General features: G+C 72.9%; 17 protein-coding genes. 10 read left to right on the top strand and 7 right to left on the bottom strand.

All coding sequences use genetic code 11. The annotated features are described in order from the left end of the window. Window positions 1–108: 108 nt before the first annotated feature. The 6 genes from ACFRCG_RS09000 to ACFRCG_RS08975 form a co-directional block, all read right to left on the bottom strand. Window positions 109–921: an NUDIX domain-containing protein gene (locus ACFRCG_RS09000; protein ID WP_380030127.1), complete on the bottom strand. Its 813-nt coding sequence runs from the start codon at window positions 919–921 to the stop codon at window positions 109–111. Beyond that, complete coding sequence (locus ACFRCG_RS08995) at window positions 914–1906, bottom strand: CHAD domain-containing protein (protein WP_380030126.1); 993 nt, start codon at window positions 1904–1906, stop codon at window positions 914–916. The genes ACFRCG_RS09000 and ACFRCG_RS08995 overlap by 8 nt, the downstream gene beginning before the upstream one ends. Continuing rightward, on the bottom strand, window positions 1893–4067 hold the full coding sequence (locus ACFRCG_RS08990) for an RNA degradosome polyphosphate kinase (RefSeq protein ID WP_380030125.1): 2175 nt from the start codon (window positions 4065–4067) through the stop codon (window positions 1893–1895). Before ACFRCG_RS08990 ends, ACFRCG_RS08995 begins: the two co-directional genes overlap by 14 nt. A gap of 84 nt (window positions 4068–4151) precedes the next feature. Then, window positions 4152–5093 (bottom strand): mycothiol synthase, encoded by a 942-nt coding sequence (gene mshD, locus ACFRCG_RS08985; RefSeq protein WP_380030124.1) that lies wholly within the window; start codon window positions 5091–5093, stop codon window positions 4152–4154. A 62-nt stretch (window positions 5094–5155) separates the two neighbouring features. Then, window positions 5156–6175, bottom strand: a complete 1020-nt coding sequence (locus ACFRCG_RS08980; protein ID WP_126636461.1) for a LacI family DNA-binding transcriptional regulator — start codon at window positions 6173–6175, stop codon at window positions 5156–5158. A gap of 208 nt (window positions 6176–6383) precedes the next feature. Further along, complete coding sequence (locus ACFRCG_RS08975; protein ID WP_078975999.1) at window positions 6384–7097, bottom strand: response regulator transcription factor; 714 nt, start codon at window positions 7095–7097, stop codon at window positions 6384–6386. A 172-nt stretch (window positions 7098–7269) separates the two neighbouring features. Between ACFRCG_RS08975 and ACFRCG_RS08970 the strand changes: the two genes are divergently transcribed. The 9 genes from ACFRCG_RS08970 to ACFRCG_RS08930 all read left to right on the top strand — a co-directional run bounded on the left by ACFRCG_RS08970 (window position 7270) and on the right by ACFRCG_RS08930 (window position 13797). Continuing rightward, complete coding sequence (locus ACFRCG_RS08970) at window positions 7270–8124, top strand: alpha/beta hydrolase (RefSeq protein ID WP_380030122.1); 855 nt, start codon at window positions 7270–7272, stop codon at window positions 8122–8124. Window positions 8125–8288: 164 nt separating this feature from the next. Next, a complete protein-coding gene (locus ACFRCG_RS08965) occupies window positions 8289–8549 on the top strand; it encodes a MoaD/ThiS family protein (protein WP_078975997.1) in 261 nt (86 codons plus the stop codon). Next, window positions 8546–10024, top strand: a complete 1479-nt coding sequence (locus ACFRCG_RS08960) for a hypothetical protein (protein WP_380030121.1) — start codon at window positions 8546–8548, stop codon at window positions 10022–10024. Before ACFRCG_RS08965 ends, ACFRCG_RS08960 begins: the two co-directional genes overlap by 4 nt. Window positions 10025–10140: 116 nt before the next feature. Beyond that, a complete protein-coding gene (locus ACFRCG_RS08955) occupies window positions 10141–10791 on the top strand; it encodes a sigma-70 family RNA polymerase sigma factor (protein WP_380030120.1) in 651 nt (216 codons plus the stop codon). Then, the gene (locus ACFRCG_RS08950) at window positions 10788–11639 is read left to right on the top strand and encodes an anti-sigma factor family protein (RefSeq protein WP_380030119.1); all 852 of its coding nucleotides are present in this window, start codon (window positions 10788–10790) and stop codon (window positions 11637–11639) included. The genes ACFRCG_RS08955 and ACFRCG_RS08950 overlap by 4 nt, the downstream gene beginning before the upstream one ends. Before the next feature lie 67 nt (window positions 11640–11706). Further along, window positions 11707–11826, top strand: coding sequence for a putative leader peptide (locus tag ACFRCG_RS08945; RefSeq protein ID WP_380030118.1), 120 nt, complete (start codon window positions 11707–11709; stop codon window positions 11824–11826). A gap of 246 nt (window positions 11827–12072) precedes the next feature. After that, the gene (locus tag ACFRCG_RS08940; RefSeq protein ID WP_078975994.1) at window positions 12073–12912 is read left to right on the top strand and encodes a sulfurtransferase; all 840 of its coding nucleotides are present in this window, start codon (window positions 12073–12075) and stop codon (window positions 12910–12912) included. A 39-nt stretch (window positions 12913–12951) separates the two neighbouring features. Further along, window positions 12952–13245 carry a DUF1416 domain-containing protein gene (locus ACFRCG_RS08935; RefSeq protein ID WP_020552259.1) on the top strand — a complete coding sequence of 98 codons (294 nt, stop codon included), beginning with the start codon at window positions 12952–12954 and terminating at the stop codon, window positions 13243–13245. A 228-nt stretch (window positions 13246–13473) separates the two neighbouring features. Continuing rightward, window positions 13474–13797: a DMT family transporter gene (locus ACFRCG_RS08930; protein ID WP_380030117.1), complete on the top strand. Its 324-nt coding sequence runs from the start codon at window positions 13474–13476 to the stop codon at window positions 13795–13797. 24 nt (window positions 13798–13821) lie between these two features. Here ACFRCG_RS08930 and ACFRCG_RS08925 read toward each other — a convergent pair whose 3' ends face one another. Beyond that, window positions 13822–14184: a DsrE family protein gene (locus tag ACFRCG_RS08925; RefSeq protein WP_380030116.1), complete on the bottom strand. Its 363-nt coding sequence runs from the start codon at window positions 14182–14184 to the stop codon at window positions 13822–13824. A gap of 243 nt (window positions 14185–14427) precedes the next feature. Between ACFRCG_RS08925 and ACFRCG_RS08920 the strand changes: the two genes are divergently transcribed. Beyond that, window positions 14428–14943, top strand: a complete 516-nt coding sequence (locus ACFRCG_RS08920) for an FABP family protein (protein ID WP_078975990.1) — start codon at window positions 14428–14430, stop codon at window positions 14941–14943. Window positions 14944–14987 lie beyond the last annotated feature (44 nt).

Genomic DNA, 14987 nt, shown 5'->3' with positions numbered 1-14987 from the left:
CCACCCGCGAACTGCGGCTTTATGGTGACGTCGGAGCAACGTTCATCCCGCGTTCAGATGGACGCCGAGTTACGTTCGGTAAACCGTGATCACGGCTTGACCAAGTGCTCAGCTTCCCGTCGGATAGGGGGCGTATCGGCCCACGGCCACCACCCGCCCCGCCCACGTGTGCAACACGGCGAATTCGCCGGGCAACAACGGCTCCGCCGGCAGCCGCGGCGAGCCGGCCTCGGAGGCGATCGCCGGCGGGTCCGGGACGGGCGTACACAGCAGCGCGGGCCGACCCGCGCGCACCGCCTCGGCGGGCGACACGGCGGCCGTGTGCACCCGCGCCCCGGCCGCCGCCACATACGGCGCCACCGTCGCCGCGGCGTCCGGCTCCGCACATCCGTACACCTCGACCGGCGCGAACGCGGCCAGCATCGGCACCAGGGCCGGGGCGAACGCCGGGCCCGCGCGCAACACCACGACCGGCACCGTCGCCGGCGGCGGCCCGGTGCGAAACGCCTCGGTCAACGACGCGGTGTAGTCCGGCGTCCCACTGCGCTCCGCGGCCTCCTCCGGCGCGCCCCACCACATCCGGTCCACCTCGTGATTGGGGGTGAAGTCGCCCGACACCGCCTCCGCCACCCAGTAGCGGTTGATCTTGATCCGGTCGCGCGAGCGCATCGGATAGCTGCGCACCCCCAGCTCCCGGCCCAGCACGGCCCGGAAACCGGTCTCCTCGGCGATCTCGCGCACCGCGGCCACCACCGCGGGCTCACCGGGCTCCAGCTTGCCCTTGGGGAAGGACCAGTCGTCGTAGCGCGGCCGGTGCACCAGCCCCACCTGCGTCCCGTCGGGGGTGCGCCGCCACAACACCCCGCCCGCGGCGAGGATCGGATCGTGCGCGGGCTCCGCCGCCCCGGGCGGGTCATCCATCGAGCCACGACCTGACATCGTGCGCGTAGGCCCCGGGCCAGACCCGGGTGAAGGCGTGGCGCTGCGCCGTCGCCGCCCACCGCTCGCGGGCGTACAACTCGCCGAGCACGAACGAGGCGGGCCCGCCGATCCGGGGCGTGCCCGCCAGCTCGGCCACCGCGTTGGCCGCGATGCAGGCGTCCTGGTGGATGCCCAGGACCTCGGTGACCGCCTTGAGCCGCCGGGCCAGCCGGGCGGCGGGCGCGCCGAACGCCGGCACGCACATGTCGGCGGCGTAGCGGGCCCGCTTGGCCAGGATCCGCACCCGGTGCCACGCCTCGTCGTCGGTGCCCGCGTACGGGGAGAAGCCGGGGGCGTCCACGGGATCCGGATACGGCACCCCCGCCGCGACCAGCGGCAGCGCGTCGGCGGCCCGGTCGAGTCGGCGCAGCGTGCGGGCCACCAGCTTCGGCACCACCTCGGCGCCCGGATCCGCCGCCCGCTCGGTGAAGGTCAGCCCCAGGGCCGGCTCCACCAACTCGGCGGACAGCGTGGTGAACAGTCCCGAGTCGAGCGCGGCCAGCGCCCGGGCCCGCCCGGAGCCCAGATCGCCGCGCAGTCGGCGCTCGGCCAGCGCCCGGGCCCGGACCGTGCCCGGCCGCTCGGGCAGCGCGTCCAGGTCCGCGAGCAGGCGTTCGAGCAATACCTCGGAGTCGCGCTCGCCGGCCAGCGCGTCCGCGGCCTCGCGCAGCCGGGTACGCAGGCGTGTGGCGGGCTCCGGGTCGAGCAGCGGCGCGCAGGTGGCCAGCGCGCTGCGGATGCGTCTGGCGGCCACTCGCGCCTGGTGCGCGGCGTCCTCCTCACCCGCGCCCAGGCGGGGCAGCTGGTCGATGAACGCGCCCGCCTCGCCGACCAGATGGGCGAGCAGGATCTCGCCGGCGGAGGTGTCCTCGGCCGCCGCGCGCGGTCGGGGAATGCTCGTCGCCTGCTTGCTACTCCGGCCCACGTCTGCGCCTCCGGGTCTCGATGAGGTGCTCCTGCACGTCGCGAAGCCGGGTGCCGTCGGCCGCCGTCGCGTGCCTGGTCCAGGTACCGTCCCGGTCGAGGTGCCAGGACGCGGTCTCCGCGCTCATCCCCAGGTCCATGAAGGACGTCATCTCGTCGCGGTGTCGATCGCCGCGCAGCCGCACCGCCGCCTCGACCCTGCGGTCGAGATTGCGGTGCATCAGGTCGGCGCTGCCGATCCACACCTCGGGCTCGCCGCCGCCGGCGAAGACCCACACCCTCGAGTGTTCCAAAAATCGGCCGAGAATACTGCGCACTCGGATGGTCTCGGACAACCCGGGAACCCCCGGCCGCAGCGCGCAGATGCCCCGGATCCACAGGTCCACCGGGACGCCCGCCTGCGAGGCGCGGTACAGCGCGTCGATCACCAGTTCGTCCACCAGCGAGTTGGACTTCAGCCGGACGTAGGCGGGCAGGCCCGCCTCGTGGTTGGCCACCTCCCGCTCTATCCGCTCGACCAGTCCGTTGCGCAGCGAGTGCGGCGCGACCAGCAGGCGCCGGAAGGACTGCGCGCGCGAGTAGCCGGAGAGTCGGTTGAACAGGTTCGACATGTCCTCGCCGACCTGCGGGTCGGCGGTCAGCAGGCCCAGGTCCTCGTACAGGCGGGCGGTCTTGGGGTTGTAGTTGCCGGTGCCGATGTGGCAGTAGCGGCGCAGCGCGTCGCCCTCCTGGCGCACCACCAGGCACAGCTTGGAGTGCGTCTTCAGGCCCACCACGCCGTGCACGACGTGGCAGCCGGCCTGCTCCAGCTTGCGTGCCCAGGTGATGTTGGCGTGCTCGTCGAAGCGGGCCTTGAGCTCGACCAGGACCAGCACCTGCTTGCCCGATTCGGCCGCGTCCACCAGCGCGTCCACGATCGGCGAGTCGCCCGAGGTGCGGTACAGGGTCTGCTTGATCGCGAGCACGTTCGGATCGGCCGCGGCCTGCTCCAGGAAGGCCTGGACCGACGTCGCGAACGAGTCGTAGGGGTGGTGCACCAGGATGTCGCGCTTGCGCATCGCGGCGAACACGTCGGCGGCCTGCGCGGTCTCCACCTCGGCCAGGTCGCGGTGGGTGCCGGCGACGAAGCGGCCGAACTTCAGCTCCGGCCGGTCCAGGTCGGCGATCGCGTGCAGCCCGGTCAGGTCCAGCGGCCCCGGCAGCGGGTAGACCTCCTTCTCGCCCACGCCCAACTCGCGCACCAGCAGGTCGAGCACGTGGGGGTCGATGGTCTCCTCGACCTCGAGCCGCACCGGCGGGCCGAACCGGCGGCGCATCAGCTCCCGCTCCAGCGCTTGGAGCAGGTTCTCCGCGTCGTCCTCCTCCACCTCCAGGTCCTCGTTGCGGGTGACCCGGAACGCGTGGTGGCCGAGCACGTCCATGCCCGGGAACAGATCGCCCAGGAACTCGGCGATCACCTCCTCCAACGGCACGAAGCGGGCCGGCGAGGTCTCCACGAAGCGCGGCAGCAGCGGCGGCACCTTGACCCGGGCGAAGTGCTCGTTGCCCGAGCGCGGGTTGCGCACGATCACGGCCAGGTTCAGCGACAGGCCGGAGATGTACGGGAAGGGGTGCGCCGGGTCGACCGCCAACGGGGTGAGCACCGGGAAGACCCGCTCGCGAAAGAGCGCGTAGAGCGATTGCCGCTCGCCGTCGGTGAGGTCGTCGAAGCGCAGCAGCTGGATGTCGGCCTCGCCGAGCGCGGGCAGCACGTCGTGGTGGAAGCAGGTGGAGTGGCGGGCCATCAGCGCACGGCTGCGCGACCAGATGTTCTCCAGCACCTCGCGCGGCTGGAGTCCGCTCGCCGCGCGTACGGCCAGGCCGGTGGCGATCCGGCGCTTGAGGCCGGCCACCCGGACCATGAAGAACTCGTCGAGGTTGGACGCGAAGATGGCCAGAAATCGAGCCCGCTCCAGGAGCGGGGTGCTCGGATCCTCGGCGAGTTCGAGCACCCGCTCGTTGAACGCCAGCCAGCTGCCCTCGCGGTCCAGGAACCGGTCCGGGGGCAGCTCGGACTCCGCGTGCACCACGGCCGCGGTGACGGCCGTGCCGCCGTTCTTCGCCGGCGGCACGGCCACGGTGAGGTGTCGGGAGGATCGTGCGGCGGGAGTCTCGGCGTTCATCGGACCATTGTCTTTTCGCGACGGTCTATGCGCACCTGTACGAAGGCGCCCCGAAACAGTTGTTCGCCAGGTTTCACACGGTGTTCAACGTCGGTACATCACATCGACTGTATGCACACGAAAGCCCAAACGGGTATAGACCTTGACCGCCGGCTCGTTGTCCGCGTCCACATACAGCAGTATTTCGGCGAGCGGCACGCCGTCGACGGTGCGCTCGGCCAGGTGTCGCAGGCCCACCGCGGTCAGCAGCGCGCCCAGGCCGCGACCCTGCGCGGCGGGGTCGACGCCGACCACGTACACCTCGCCCAGCGGGCCGGAGTCCGCCGTCGCGGGGTGCGTCTTGGTCCAGTGGAAGCCGAGCAGCTCGCCGGTGTTCGCGTCCTCGGCGAGGAAGAAGCCGGCCGGGTCGAACCACGGTTCGGCGAACCGCCGGGTCAGGTCCTCGACCGTCCACGCGCCCTGCTCGGCGTGGTGGGCGAACGCCTTCGCGTTCAGCGCGAGCCAGGCCCGGTCGTCCGCCCCCGGGCGGAAGGTGCGCAGCCGGACGTCGGCGGGCGTGGCGACCTCGGGCACCGGGGTGCCTGCCACCCGGCGCATCTGCCACAACTCGCGGAACGCGGTGAAGTCCAGCGCCTCGGCCAGGCGCCCGGCCGCCGGCAGCTTGCCGTGCGCCCACACCCGCAGCCGGCCCCGCTCGTCGACCCGCGCGGCCTCGGCGAGCACGGCTTCGAGCAGCGCCCGACCCAGGCCCGCGCCGCGCGCGGGCGGCACCACGAACAGTTCGGCGGTGGGCCCGTCCACCGGGTCCGCGCCGTCGAGGTGCGCGAAGCCGACGATCCCGGAGGCGTCGCGGGCCAGCAATTCGCGGGCCGAGGGCGCGCCGTGGCGCAGCTCGAGGCGGGACTGCTCGGACAACGGCGCCGCGCCGTCGACGCCGGCCGCCGCCTCCGCCAGGGCCAGTACGGCGGCGGCGTCATCCGCCGAGGCCCGATTCACCGTCTCGATCGACACATCCGCGAGGTCCATGACGTCCACGGTACTGAGCGGCGCCGGGAGCCGTCCCGGCGCCGTCGGCGCGGCCGGGACGGTCAGCCGCAACCGCAGCTGCGTCGGACCACCAGCGTGGACGGGAAGGTGCGCACCCGCGGGTCGCCGGCGGCGGCCGGTTCGCGCTCCAGGGCCAGCTCCACCGCGGCGCGGGCCATGCCCGGCCGGTCGGAGGTGACCGTGGTCAGCGGCGGGTCGGCGATGGCCGCCTCGGCGATGTCGTCGAAGCCGACCACGGCGAGGTCGTCCGGCACCCGCAGGCCCACCTCGCGCGCCGCGTGCAGCACGCCCATCGCCTGGTCGTCGGTCGAGCAGAACAGCGCCCGGGGCCGGTCCGGCCCGGACAGCAGGGACAGCGCGACCTGGTAGGCGCCGAAGCGGCCGAAGGGAGCCTCGTGCAGCAGGCCCTCGGTGGGCAGTCCGCGCTCGGCCAGCGCCCGCCGCCAGCCGGTGACGTGGTCGGTGACCGGGTCGCCCGAGTCGGGGGTGGTGGGCGGTCCGCCGAGGCAGTCCACCCGGGTGAAGCCGTGCGTGTCGACCAGGTGCCGGACCGCCGTGTAGGCGCCCTGGACGTCGTCCAGGATGACCGCGTCGCCGCCCAGCGCGTCGGGTTGGCGGTGCATCAGCACCACCCGCACGTCGCGGGTGGCGATCTCGCGCGCGGCGCGCTCGGAGGGGCCCTGGCTGACCAGCACGAGGCCGGACACCTGCATGCCGAGGAACGCGCGCACGTAGTGCAGTTCGCGGTCGTCCTCGTAGTCGGAGTTGCCGATCAGCACCAGCCGGCCCTGCTCGAACGCGGCCTGCTCGACGGTGTGCGCGAGTTCGGCGAAGAACGCCTGCCGGGCGTCGGGCAGCACCAATCCGATCAGGTTCGTGCGGCGGCTGGCCATCGCCTGGGCCACGCTGTCGGGGCGGTAGCCGAGCTTGTCTATGGCCGCGAGTACACGCTCGCGCGTGGCCGGGGCGACCGGGCGCGGGCCGTTGTTGACGACGTAGGAGACCACCGCGGTGGAGGTCCCCGCGAGGCGGGCGACGTCGTCGCGGGTCACTTTGGGCACGCGGTCATTGTAGGGACGAGGACCGGCGCGGCTCACGGGAGTTCACAACCTGGACGCGGGGACGGGACGCTCCTCCGCGTTCTTCCGGATAAGTCTGTTTTGTAGGCATGGGCGCCGGATGTGCCGCCCGGTCGGTCGACTGGGCGGGGTTCACTTGCGCACCCCGGCCGCCCGGATGCGCGGACACGGGTCGTTCGGGTGTGCGGGCTCACACCCGCTCGGCGACCGCGACGTCCCCGACACCCCGGTCGGGTACCACGAACCGGTAGCCGACGTTGCGCACGGTACCGATCAGCGACTCGTGCTCCGGCCCGAGTTTGGCCCGCAGCCGGCGCACGTGCACGTCCACCGTGCGGGTGCCGCCGAAATAGTCGTATCCCCACACCTCCTGCAGCAGCTGGGCCCGGGTGAACACCCGGCCCGGGTGCTGCGCGAGGTACTTGATCAGCTCGAACTCCTTGAACGTCAGATCGAGCACCCGCCCGCGCAGCTTCGCGCTGTAGGTGGCCTCGTCGATGCTCAGGTCGCCGTTGCGGATCTCGGTGGGCTCGTCCTCCGCGCCCTGCGCCGCCTGGAGCCGGCCGATCGCCAGCCGCAGGCGGGCCTCGACCTCCGCCGGCCCGGCGGTGTCCAGGAGCACGTCGTCGACGCCCCAGTCGGCGGTCAGCGCGGCCAGGCCGCCCTCGGTGGCCACCAGGACCAGGGGGGCGCCGACCCCGGTGGTCCGCAGGACCCGACACAGACTGCGCACCTGGGGGAGGTCACGCCGGCCGTCGACCAGGATGACGTCGGCGGCGGGCGCGTCGACCAGGGCGGAGGCCTCGGCCGGGGCCACCCGTACCTGGTGCAGCAGCAGTCCGAGCGCGGGCAGCACCTCGGCAGACGGCTGGAGCGCGTTCGTGAGCAGCAGCAGGGCACTCAACGGGACACCTCCCAAAAACAGGCACAAAACACGAAAGGACCCGGGGCATCGTCGCCCGGATCCTTCATCGGTCGCCGACTCGTCCGATTCCGTAACCGTTGGGGAACCACTACCGGGGTCCTTGGGGTGTGCCCGTCATCGGAGGAGAGCCTGCGGGGCCAGGATAGCGAACATGTCTCGAGGAACCGACCCACCCGGGGATCTTCCCGCACTGCGGACACCCCACCCGACATTCGGCGACCCGCCGTTCACCGGAATGCCTGCACCCGAGCAGGCCGTGTTGTGCACCGACGACGACGTGCGGATCAGCGCGGTACACGGGCTCGCGGCGGGTTCCGCGGCGGGTTTCGGGGCACTCGATCGGGTCTTCGTGGTCGCCCACGGGTTCACCGGATCGTGGCGGCGACCGGCGGTCCGCACGGTCCTGCGCGGGTTGCGCCGGCACGGCGGGGTGATCGGGTTCGACTTTCGCGGACACGGCGCGTCCACCGGGCTGAGCACGGTCGGCGACCGCGAGGTGCGCGACCTGGAGGCGGCGATCGGCTGGGGTCGCCGGCTCGGCTACCGCCGAGTGGTCACCGTCGGCTTCTCGATGGGCGGCGGGGTCGTGCTGCGGCACGCGGCGCTGTACACCGGGCCCGCCGCGGTGGTCGCGGTCAGCGCGCCCGCCCGCTGGTACTACCGGGGGACCGCGCCGATGCGGCGGGTGCACTTCGCGATCGAACGCCCGACCGGCCGGGTGCTCGCCCGGCTCGCGCTCGGCACCCGGATCTCCGCCGAGCCCTGGCACCCGGTCCCGCTCGCCCCGTTCGAGGCCGCCGCCGCGCTCGCGCCCACGCCGCTGCTCGTGGTGCACGGCGATCGCGACCCCTATTTCCCGCTCGACCACCCCCGGCAGATCCACGCCGCGGCCCGGCCGCCGAAGGAGTTGTGGATCGAACCCGGCCTCGGGCACGCCGAGAACGCGGTCGACGCCGAGCTGGTGGATCGGATCGGCCGGTGGGCCCGGGCGCACACCGAAGGGTGATCCGCGCGCCGGGCGGACCGAAGGGCTCGTCCGGAGGCGTCATCATGGATGCTGCACGCCTCGGCGCCGGTCGGCACCGGGACGGCGCATCGACACACCGGGACACCGACACACCGGGACACCGGCGGACCCACACACGACGCAGACACACGGGAGGGCGCGCGATGGCGGTCGGCACCATGCGGTACTGGGCCGCGGCGAAGGAGGCCGCGGGCACGCCGGAGGAGCCGTACGACGCGGCCACCCTCGCCGAGGCGCTGCGCCGGGCCCGGGAGCTTCACGGCGGCTCGACCCGCTTCGAGGCGGTCGTCGCGAACTGCTCGTTCGTGGTGGACGGGGACCCGGTCGGCCGTCGCGACCACGCGGCGGTCGTCCTGACCGAGGGCGGCACCGTCGAGGTCCTGCCCCCCTTCGCCGGCGGATGAGCGGCCCCGACGGTCGCCCGGCGGGCGACCGATACGACGAGCCGGCCGGCTACGACCCGGCCGCCGGATACCCGGGGGAGCACGTCGCCCAGGGGTATCCGGGACACCCGGGAGACCCGGGGCAGCCGTACGGCGGGCAGCCCGTCGAGTCCTACGGCGCCGTTGCCGCGCAGGCGGGGCAGTACGGGCAACCGCACCCGCAGCAGGCCGACCACGCGGCCTACGGCTATCAGGTGGAGCAGTATCCGCAGGGATACCAGGACCCGATGGCGGACCAGGCGGCCGGCGGCGGGTACGGCTACCCGGATCCGCAGGGTGTGCCGGCTTCGGGCGGCTACGGCTACGACGGCGCGACGGACGTACTGCCCGCGATCACCGAATCCGGATTCGGGGCCTACGGCGGCGACGGCTACGGCGGGGGCGAGTACGCCGGCGCGACCGAGGTGATGCCGGCGATCGTGGACGACGCGGGTGGGCACGGCGGCCATGGGACCGGGTTCGAGCCGGAGTTCGAGCCGGGGGCCGACTACGGTGCCGAGTTCGGCGCGGGCACCGACTTCGCCGCCGACATCGACTTCGATCCCGGCACCACGTTCGATCCGGATGTCGACTACGCGGCCGACCCCGACCCCCGGGTCGGGACGGAGTCCGCTCCCGCGTCGCTTCCGGTGCCCGCGCCCCGGCGCGGCGACTCGCCCACGCGCGCGTCGCGGTCGGCCAGGACGCCCATCTGGGATCCGCCCGGCCTGCTGCCGGGACTGTGCACGGTCGGGCTGGCCGGTGTGCTCGCGGTCACCGCGATCGCCGGGAAGCCCGCGCTCCTGCTGGGTATCGCGTTCCTCCAGGTGCTCACCGCCGTCGGGTGGTTCCGGCTGAACGGCATGTGGCCGGCGCGCCAGGGCATCGCGCTGGTGGTGCTGGTCGCGTTCGGTACCGACGCGGCGGTCTACGCCAAGGGTGAGCAGGGGCTGGCGAGTGTGCCGGCGGTGCTCGCCGGCGCGTTGTTGGTGACGTTGGCCATGCAGGCCCGAAGCGGAGCCCGGCCGGGGGAGTTGTTGCCGGCGCTGACGGTGACCACGTCCGCCGCGCTGATCACCGCCTTCGACGTGGCCTATCTGGTCGCGGGCGATCTGTCGGGCGGCCCGGTCGACGCCGGCGCGGCGGTGGTGCCGGCGGTGCTGGCGGCGGGTGTCGCGACGCTGGTCCGGGCGGTTCCGCTGCCCCCGGCGATCGCGGCGATCCCGTCCTGGCTGCTCGGCTCCGCGGCGGGCGCCGCCGCGGCGGTCTCGCTCGGCGGCGAGGCGCCGTACGCCGCGCTGCTCGGGGCCGGTGCCGCGGCGCTCGCACTGCTCGGTCGACGAGTGGCCGGCTACGACCATCCGTCCCGGTTCGTGCACTTCACCGCCGGTGTGTCCCTGCCGCTCGCGCTCGCCGCGCCGGCCGCGTATCTGTTGGGCCGGGTCATGATCGGCTGATTGACCGTGCATCGGCGGTCTCGTCACGGGAGGATGCGGCCATGCCGTGGATACGCCGCCGGTCCCGCCCCGGGACGCGGGATGAACCGCCGGGCCCGCCCGCTCGTGAAGCGGGTGTGCTGCAACGTTCGGACGTGCTCGGCGCCGAGGCGCAGGCGGACCCGGCGGCCGCTCGCGCCTTCCTCGCGCGCACCGCCCCCGAGGACGACCGACCCGCCGCCGACCCGCTGCACTCGGCGTCCCGAATATCCACCGCCGACGAGGCGGTCATCCGCACCCTCTACCTCGAACATGGCGGCCCGCTCCTGGGGTTCGCGCTGCGTCTGACCGGCGGTGACCGGGCCTGGGCCGAGGACGTGGTGCAGGAGACCCTGCTGCGGGCCTGGCGCCACCCCGAAGCCCTCGACCCCGGCCGGGGTTCGGTCCGCGGCTGGTTGTGCACCGTGGCCCGCAACGTGGTGATCGACGTCGGCCGCGCCCGCCGCGCCCGGCCGCCCGAGACCGGCGACGCGGTGCTCGCGACGGTGCCCGACGAGGGCGCGGAGGCCGAGTTCGAGCGGGCCGTGCTCGCCTGGGACGTCGCCGACGCGATGGCCGCGCTGAGCCCCGAGCACCGCGCGGTGTTGCTGGAGACGTACTACCGGGGCAGTTCGGTGGCCGACGCCGCCAAGACCCTCGGCGTGCCCGAGGGCACGGTCAAATCACGGACGTACTACGCGCTGCGAGCGCTGCGTGTGGCCTTGGAGGAAAGGGGGTTGGTCCCGTGACGGACATCGGCGACGAGGGCACGACGACGAACGGCACCACTCCCGGCACGAACCCGCCGTCGCCCGCCCGGCCGCCGGGATCGCCCGCCCCGCTGGGTTGCGCGGTCGCGCGCCTGGACCTCGGCGCCTTCGTGGTCGGCGCGCTGGACGAGGACGAGGCCGCCCGGGTGCGCACCCACGTGGCCGGCTGCCCGCGCTGCCGGGCCGAGTACGAGGAACTGGCCGGCCTGCCCCGGATGCTCGCCCGGCTGAGCGAGCCGGAGGCGCGGGCCAGCGGCGCGGGCGCGCGGGGGGCGGCCCCCGCGCGGTTGTTGTCCGCCGCCGCCGAGCGGGCCGACCGGGGTCGGCGGCTGCGCTCGCTGGCCGCCGCGGCCGCGGCGGTGCTGGTGCTGCTGGCGGGCCTCACCGGCTGGGCGCTCGGCGACACCGGCCGCGACGGGGACACCGCGGCGGCGCCGACGGGCACGGTCCCGGGCACGCCGACCGCGCCGGCCGCCCCGCCAGGCACCGCGACGGCGCCCGCGCAATCGGGCGGCCGTACCGTGCGCGCGGGCGATCCACGCTCCGGCGCGGGCGCCGAACTGCGCTACGCGGCGACCGCGTGGGGCAGCAGCGTGGACCTGTCGCTGTCCGGGATCCGCCCCGGCACCCGCTGCCGGTTGGACGTCTACGGCACCAAGGGCCGGGTGGAGACCGCGTCCTCGTGGGTGGTGCCCGACGGCGAGTACCCCTCGGCCGATCCGATCCGGGGCGCGACCAGCATCCCCGTCGGCGAGATCGTCCGCTTCAGCGTCAGGACCGTCGGCGGCGGCGAACAACTCTTGGAGATTCCACCCGCACAACCCTGACAAATAACGACTAATCCCACAGCTATCTCAAGATACGGACATATTTGTCTCGCATGATGGGACATGCATGACAGTGGCGGTCATCCGTCCCTACGATCGTGGTGTGAAGCGACAGGCGGATGACCTCACCAAGCGGCGCGCAGTGGACCTGTGCCGCACGCAGACCTGCCTGTGTTGCGCTGACTGACTTGTCGACAGTCGTCGTTCGGCGATCCACCCGCGGTGGATCGCGACCGACCGTCGGCCCCGGGACCCGGGCCGTGTGACGACACGGCGGAACGGGCACCCGGCTCCCGCGTGAAACACCCCTGACACACGTACATCCCCGCATGCGGCGGCGCCGCGGCATGCCCGGGTGTGTCGCGAACGTGTGTCGCGAACGTGCACCCCGACATCCGCGAGATCCCGCGCACTTCTGCACCGGAGGTATCCCATGAGCCGCTCCGACGTTCTGGTAGACGCCGACTGGGTCCAGGCCCACCTGGACGACCCGAAGGTCGTCCTCGTCGAGGTCGACGAGGACACCAGCGCCTACGTCAAGAACCACATCCGCGGTGCGGTGCGCATCGACTGGCGCGACGACCTGCAGGACCCGGTCAAGCGCGACTTCGTCGACGAGGCCGGCTTCTCGGCGCTGCTGTCCGCCAAGGGCATCGCCAACGACGACACCGTCGTGCTCTACGGCGGCAACAACAACTGGTTCGCGTCCTACGCCTACTGGTACTTCAAGCTCTACGGCCACGGCGACGTCAAGCTGCTCGACGGCGGTCGCAAGAAGTGGGAGCTCGACTCCCGTGAGCTGGTCGTCGAGGTGCCCGAGCGCGCCGCGACCACCTACACGGCCAAGCCGCAGGACACCTCGATCCGCGCCTGGCGCGACGACGTGCTCGCCGCCATCGGTTCGCTGAACCTGGTCGACGTGCGCTCGCCCGACGAGTTCTCCGGCAAGCTGCTCGCCCCGGCGCACCTGCCGCAGGAGCAGTCGCAGAAGGCCGGCCACGTGCCGACCGCGAAGAACATCCCGTGGTCGAAGGCCGCCAACGACGACGGCACCTTCAAGACCAACGAGGAACTCACCGCGCTGTACGAGGGCGAGGGTGTGGACCTGGCGAAGGACACCATCGCCTACTGCCGGATCGGCGAGCGCTCCGCGCACACGTGGTTCGTCCTGCACGAGCTGCTGGAGCAGGGCAACGTGCGCAACTACGACGGCTCGTGGACCGAGTACGGCGCGCTGGTCGGCGTGCCGATCGAGCTCGGCGACGGCAAGTGACCGACGGCTACACCCACCCGAACGCAGGGAGCAGGAACGATGTGCGGTGCGAAGGCCGGCGGCCCGGATCTGGCAGGAGTTGACGTGGCGAAGGAAACCATCATCCAGGGGGCGGTGACCAAGGGCGGGCAGCCGATCAACGGTTATGTGCGCCTGCTCGACGCGGGTGGCGACTTCACCGCCGAGGTGCCCACGTCCGCGACCGGCCAGTTCCGGTTCTTCGCGGCACCCGGCAACTGGACCGTCCGGGCGCTCGTGCCCGGTGCGACCGTGGACCGCAGCGTGGTGGTGTCCGAGAAGGGCACCGTCGCCGAGGTCGAGATCGCGGTCTGACACGCCGACGGGGCGGATCTCCTTCGGACGTACACCCACGGAATCCGCCACCGCTCGGTGCGATACGGCCTCGCCCCTCCCCACGTGCTCGGGGGAGGGGCGCGGTCGTTCGGTCGTGCACCCGGTGTGTCCCGCCCGTCGTCGGGGCAGAAAGGTTTCCGTATCGTCGGGGGGAACCGCCCGGCGCATCGGGGCACCGGAGCAAGGCGCGACGCCGGGAGGCAACACGTGGCATGGGCGATTGTGATCATCGCGGGGATCCTGGAGACCGGCTTCGCCATCATGCTCAAGCAGAGTCACGGATTCACCCGGCTGTGGCCCACCGTCGGCTTCGCCGCCTGCGCGCTGGGCAGCTTCGGACTGCTCACCTACGCGCTCAAGTCTCTGGAGGTCGGCCCCGCCTACGCGGTGTGGACCGGGATCGGCGCGGCGGGCACCGCGCTCGTGGGCATCTGGCTGCTGAACGAGAGCTCGTCCCCGCTCAAACTGATCTCGATCGCCCTGGTCCTGCTCGGCGTGATCGGCCTGAACATCTCCGGGATCAGCCACTGACACCGGCGCGTCGGGCCCGGCCGGTCAGTACACCAGCGCCTGGGCCCCGTCGGCCAGCGCCTCCTGCACGAACACCTGGGCGCCCGCGATCCGCACCCCCGGCAGCACGTCGTCCCCGGTGATCTCACGCCGCGCCGCGCACTGCGTGCACAACGTCACCCGTCCGCCCGCGAGCAGCGCGTCGAGCAGATCCGGCAGCGGCGCGGCGTGCGGGAGTTCGAACTCGGCGGCCCGCCCGGGCAGCGCGAACCAGGACGACTCGCCGGTGAGCCACAACGACACGTCGACCCCCGACGCGAGCGCCACCGACGCCACGGTGAACGCCTGGGAGCAGCGCTCCGGCGCGTCCTGACCTGCGGTGACCTTGACCACGAGAGATCGCTTCACGGCTCGCAGCCTATACACTGAGGCCGTTTGGCACCCGGCCGGGGCGATCCGGCCGCCCCGTACGAAGCACGAGGAGCACCCGGGCGATGCACATCTTCTTCATTGCGCTGCTGGCCGTGGTCGGCGTCCTCGTCGCGTGGTTCGCCGCGCTGACCGTGTCCAAGCTGTACAAGGGCCAGAACTGAGCCGACGCCCGGTAGGCTGACCGGCCGTACCCGACCCTCGGAAGCGGCCCTCCCCACCATGATCGAAATCCCGGACGACCTGCACTTCGACGCCGTCCCCCTCGCGTTCCTGCTCGGCACCTGGGAAGGCGCCGGTGTCGGCGACTACCCGACGATCGAGGCGTTCCGCTTCGGCCAGCAGGTCACCTTCGGCTACATCGCGAACAAGCCGTTCCTGACCTACACGTCGCGGACCTGGCTGCTCGACGACGCGGGGGAGCGGGTGCGCCCGCTGGCCACCGAGACCGGCTTCTGGCGCTCCAAGCTGGACGGTTCGGTCGACGTCACGCTTGCCCACCCGACCGGCATCGTGGAGATCTGGCTCGGCAAGGTGGAGGGCCCGCGCCTGGAGATGCGCACCGACGTGGTCGCGCGCACCGAGGACGCCAAGGAGTACACCGCCGGACACCGGCTCTACGGCCTGGTCAAGGGCGAGCTGATGTACGCCTACGACATGGCCGCCATGGGACACCCGCTCCAGGCACACGTCTCGGCGCAGCTCAAGCGGGTCGACGCGGAACTCGCGGCCGAGTAGTCGCCCGCTCGGCCGGCCCGGCGGGCGCCGCGCACTCGTAAACT

This window comes from Embleya sp. NPDC056575, assembly GCF_042793325.1.
Taxonomy (GTDB): Bacteria; Actinomycetota; Actinomycetes; order Streptomycetales; family Streptomycetaceae; genus Embleya.
Note: the sequence above shows the minus strand (reverse complement) of the source record. Positions and strands in the feature narration are given on the sequence as shown.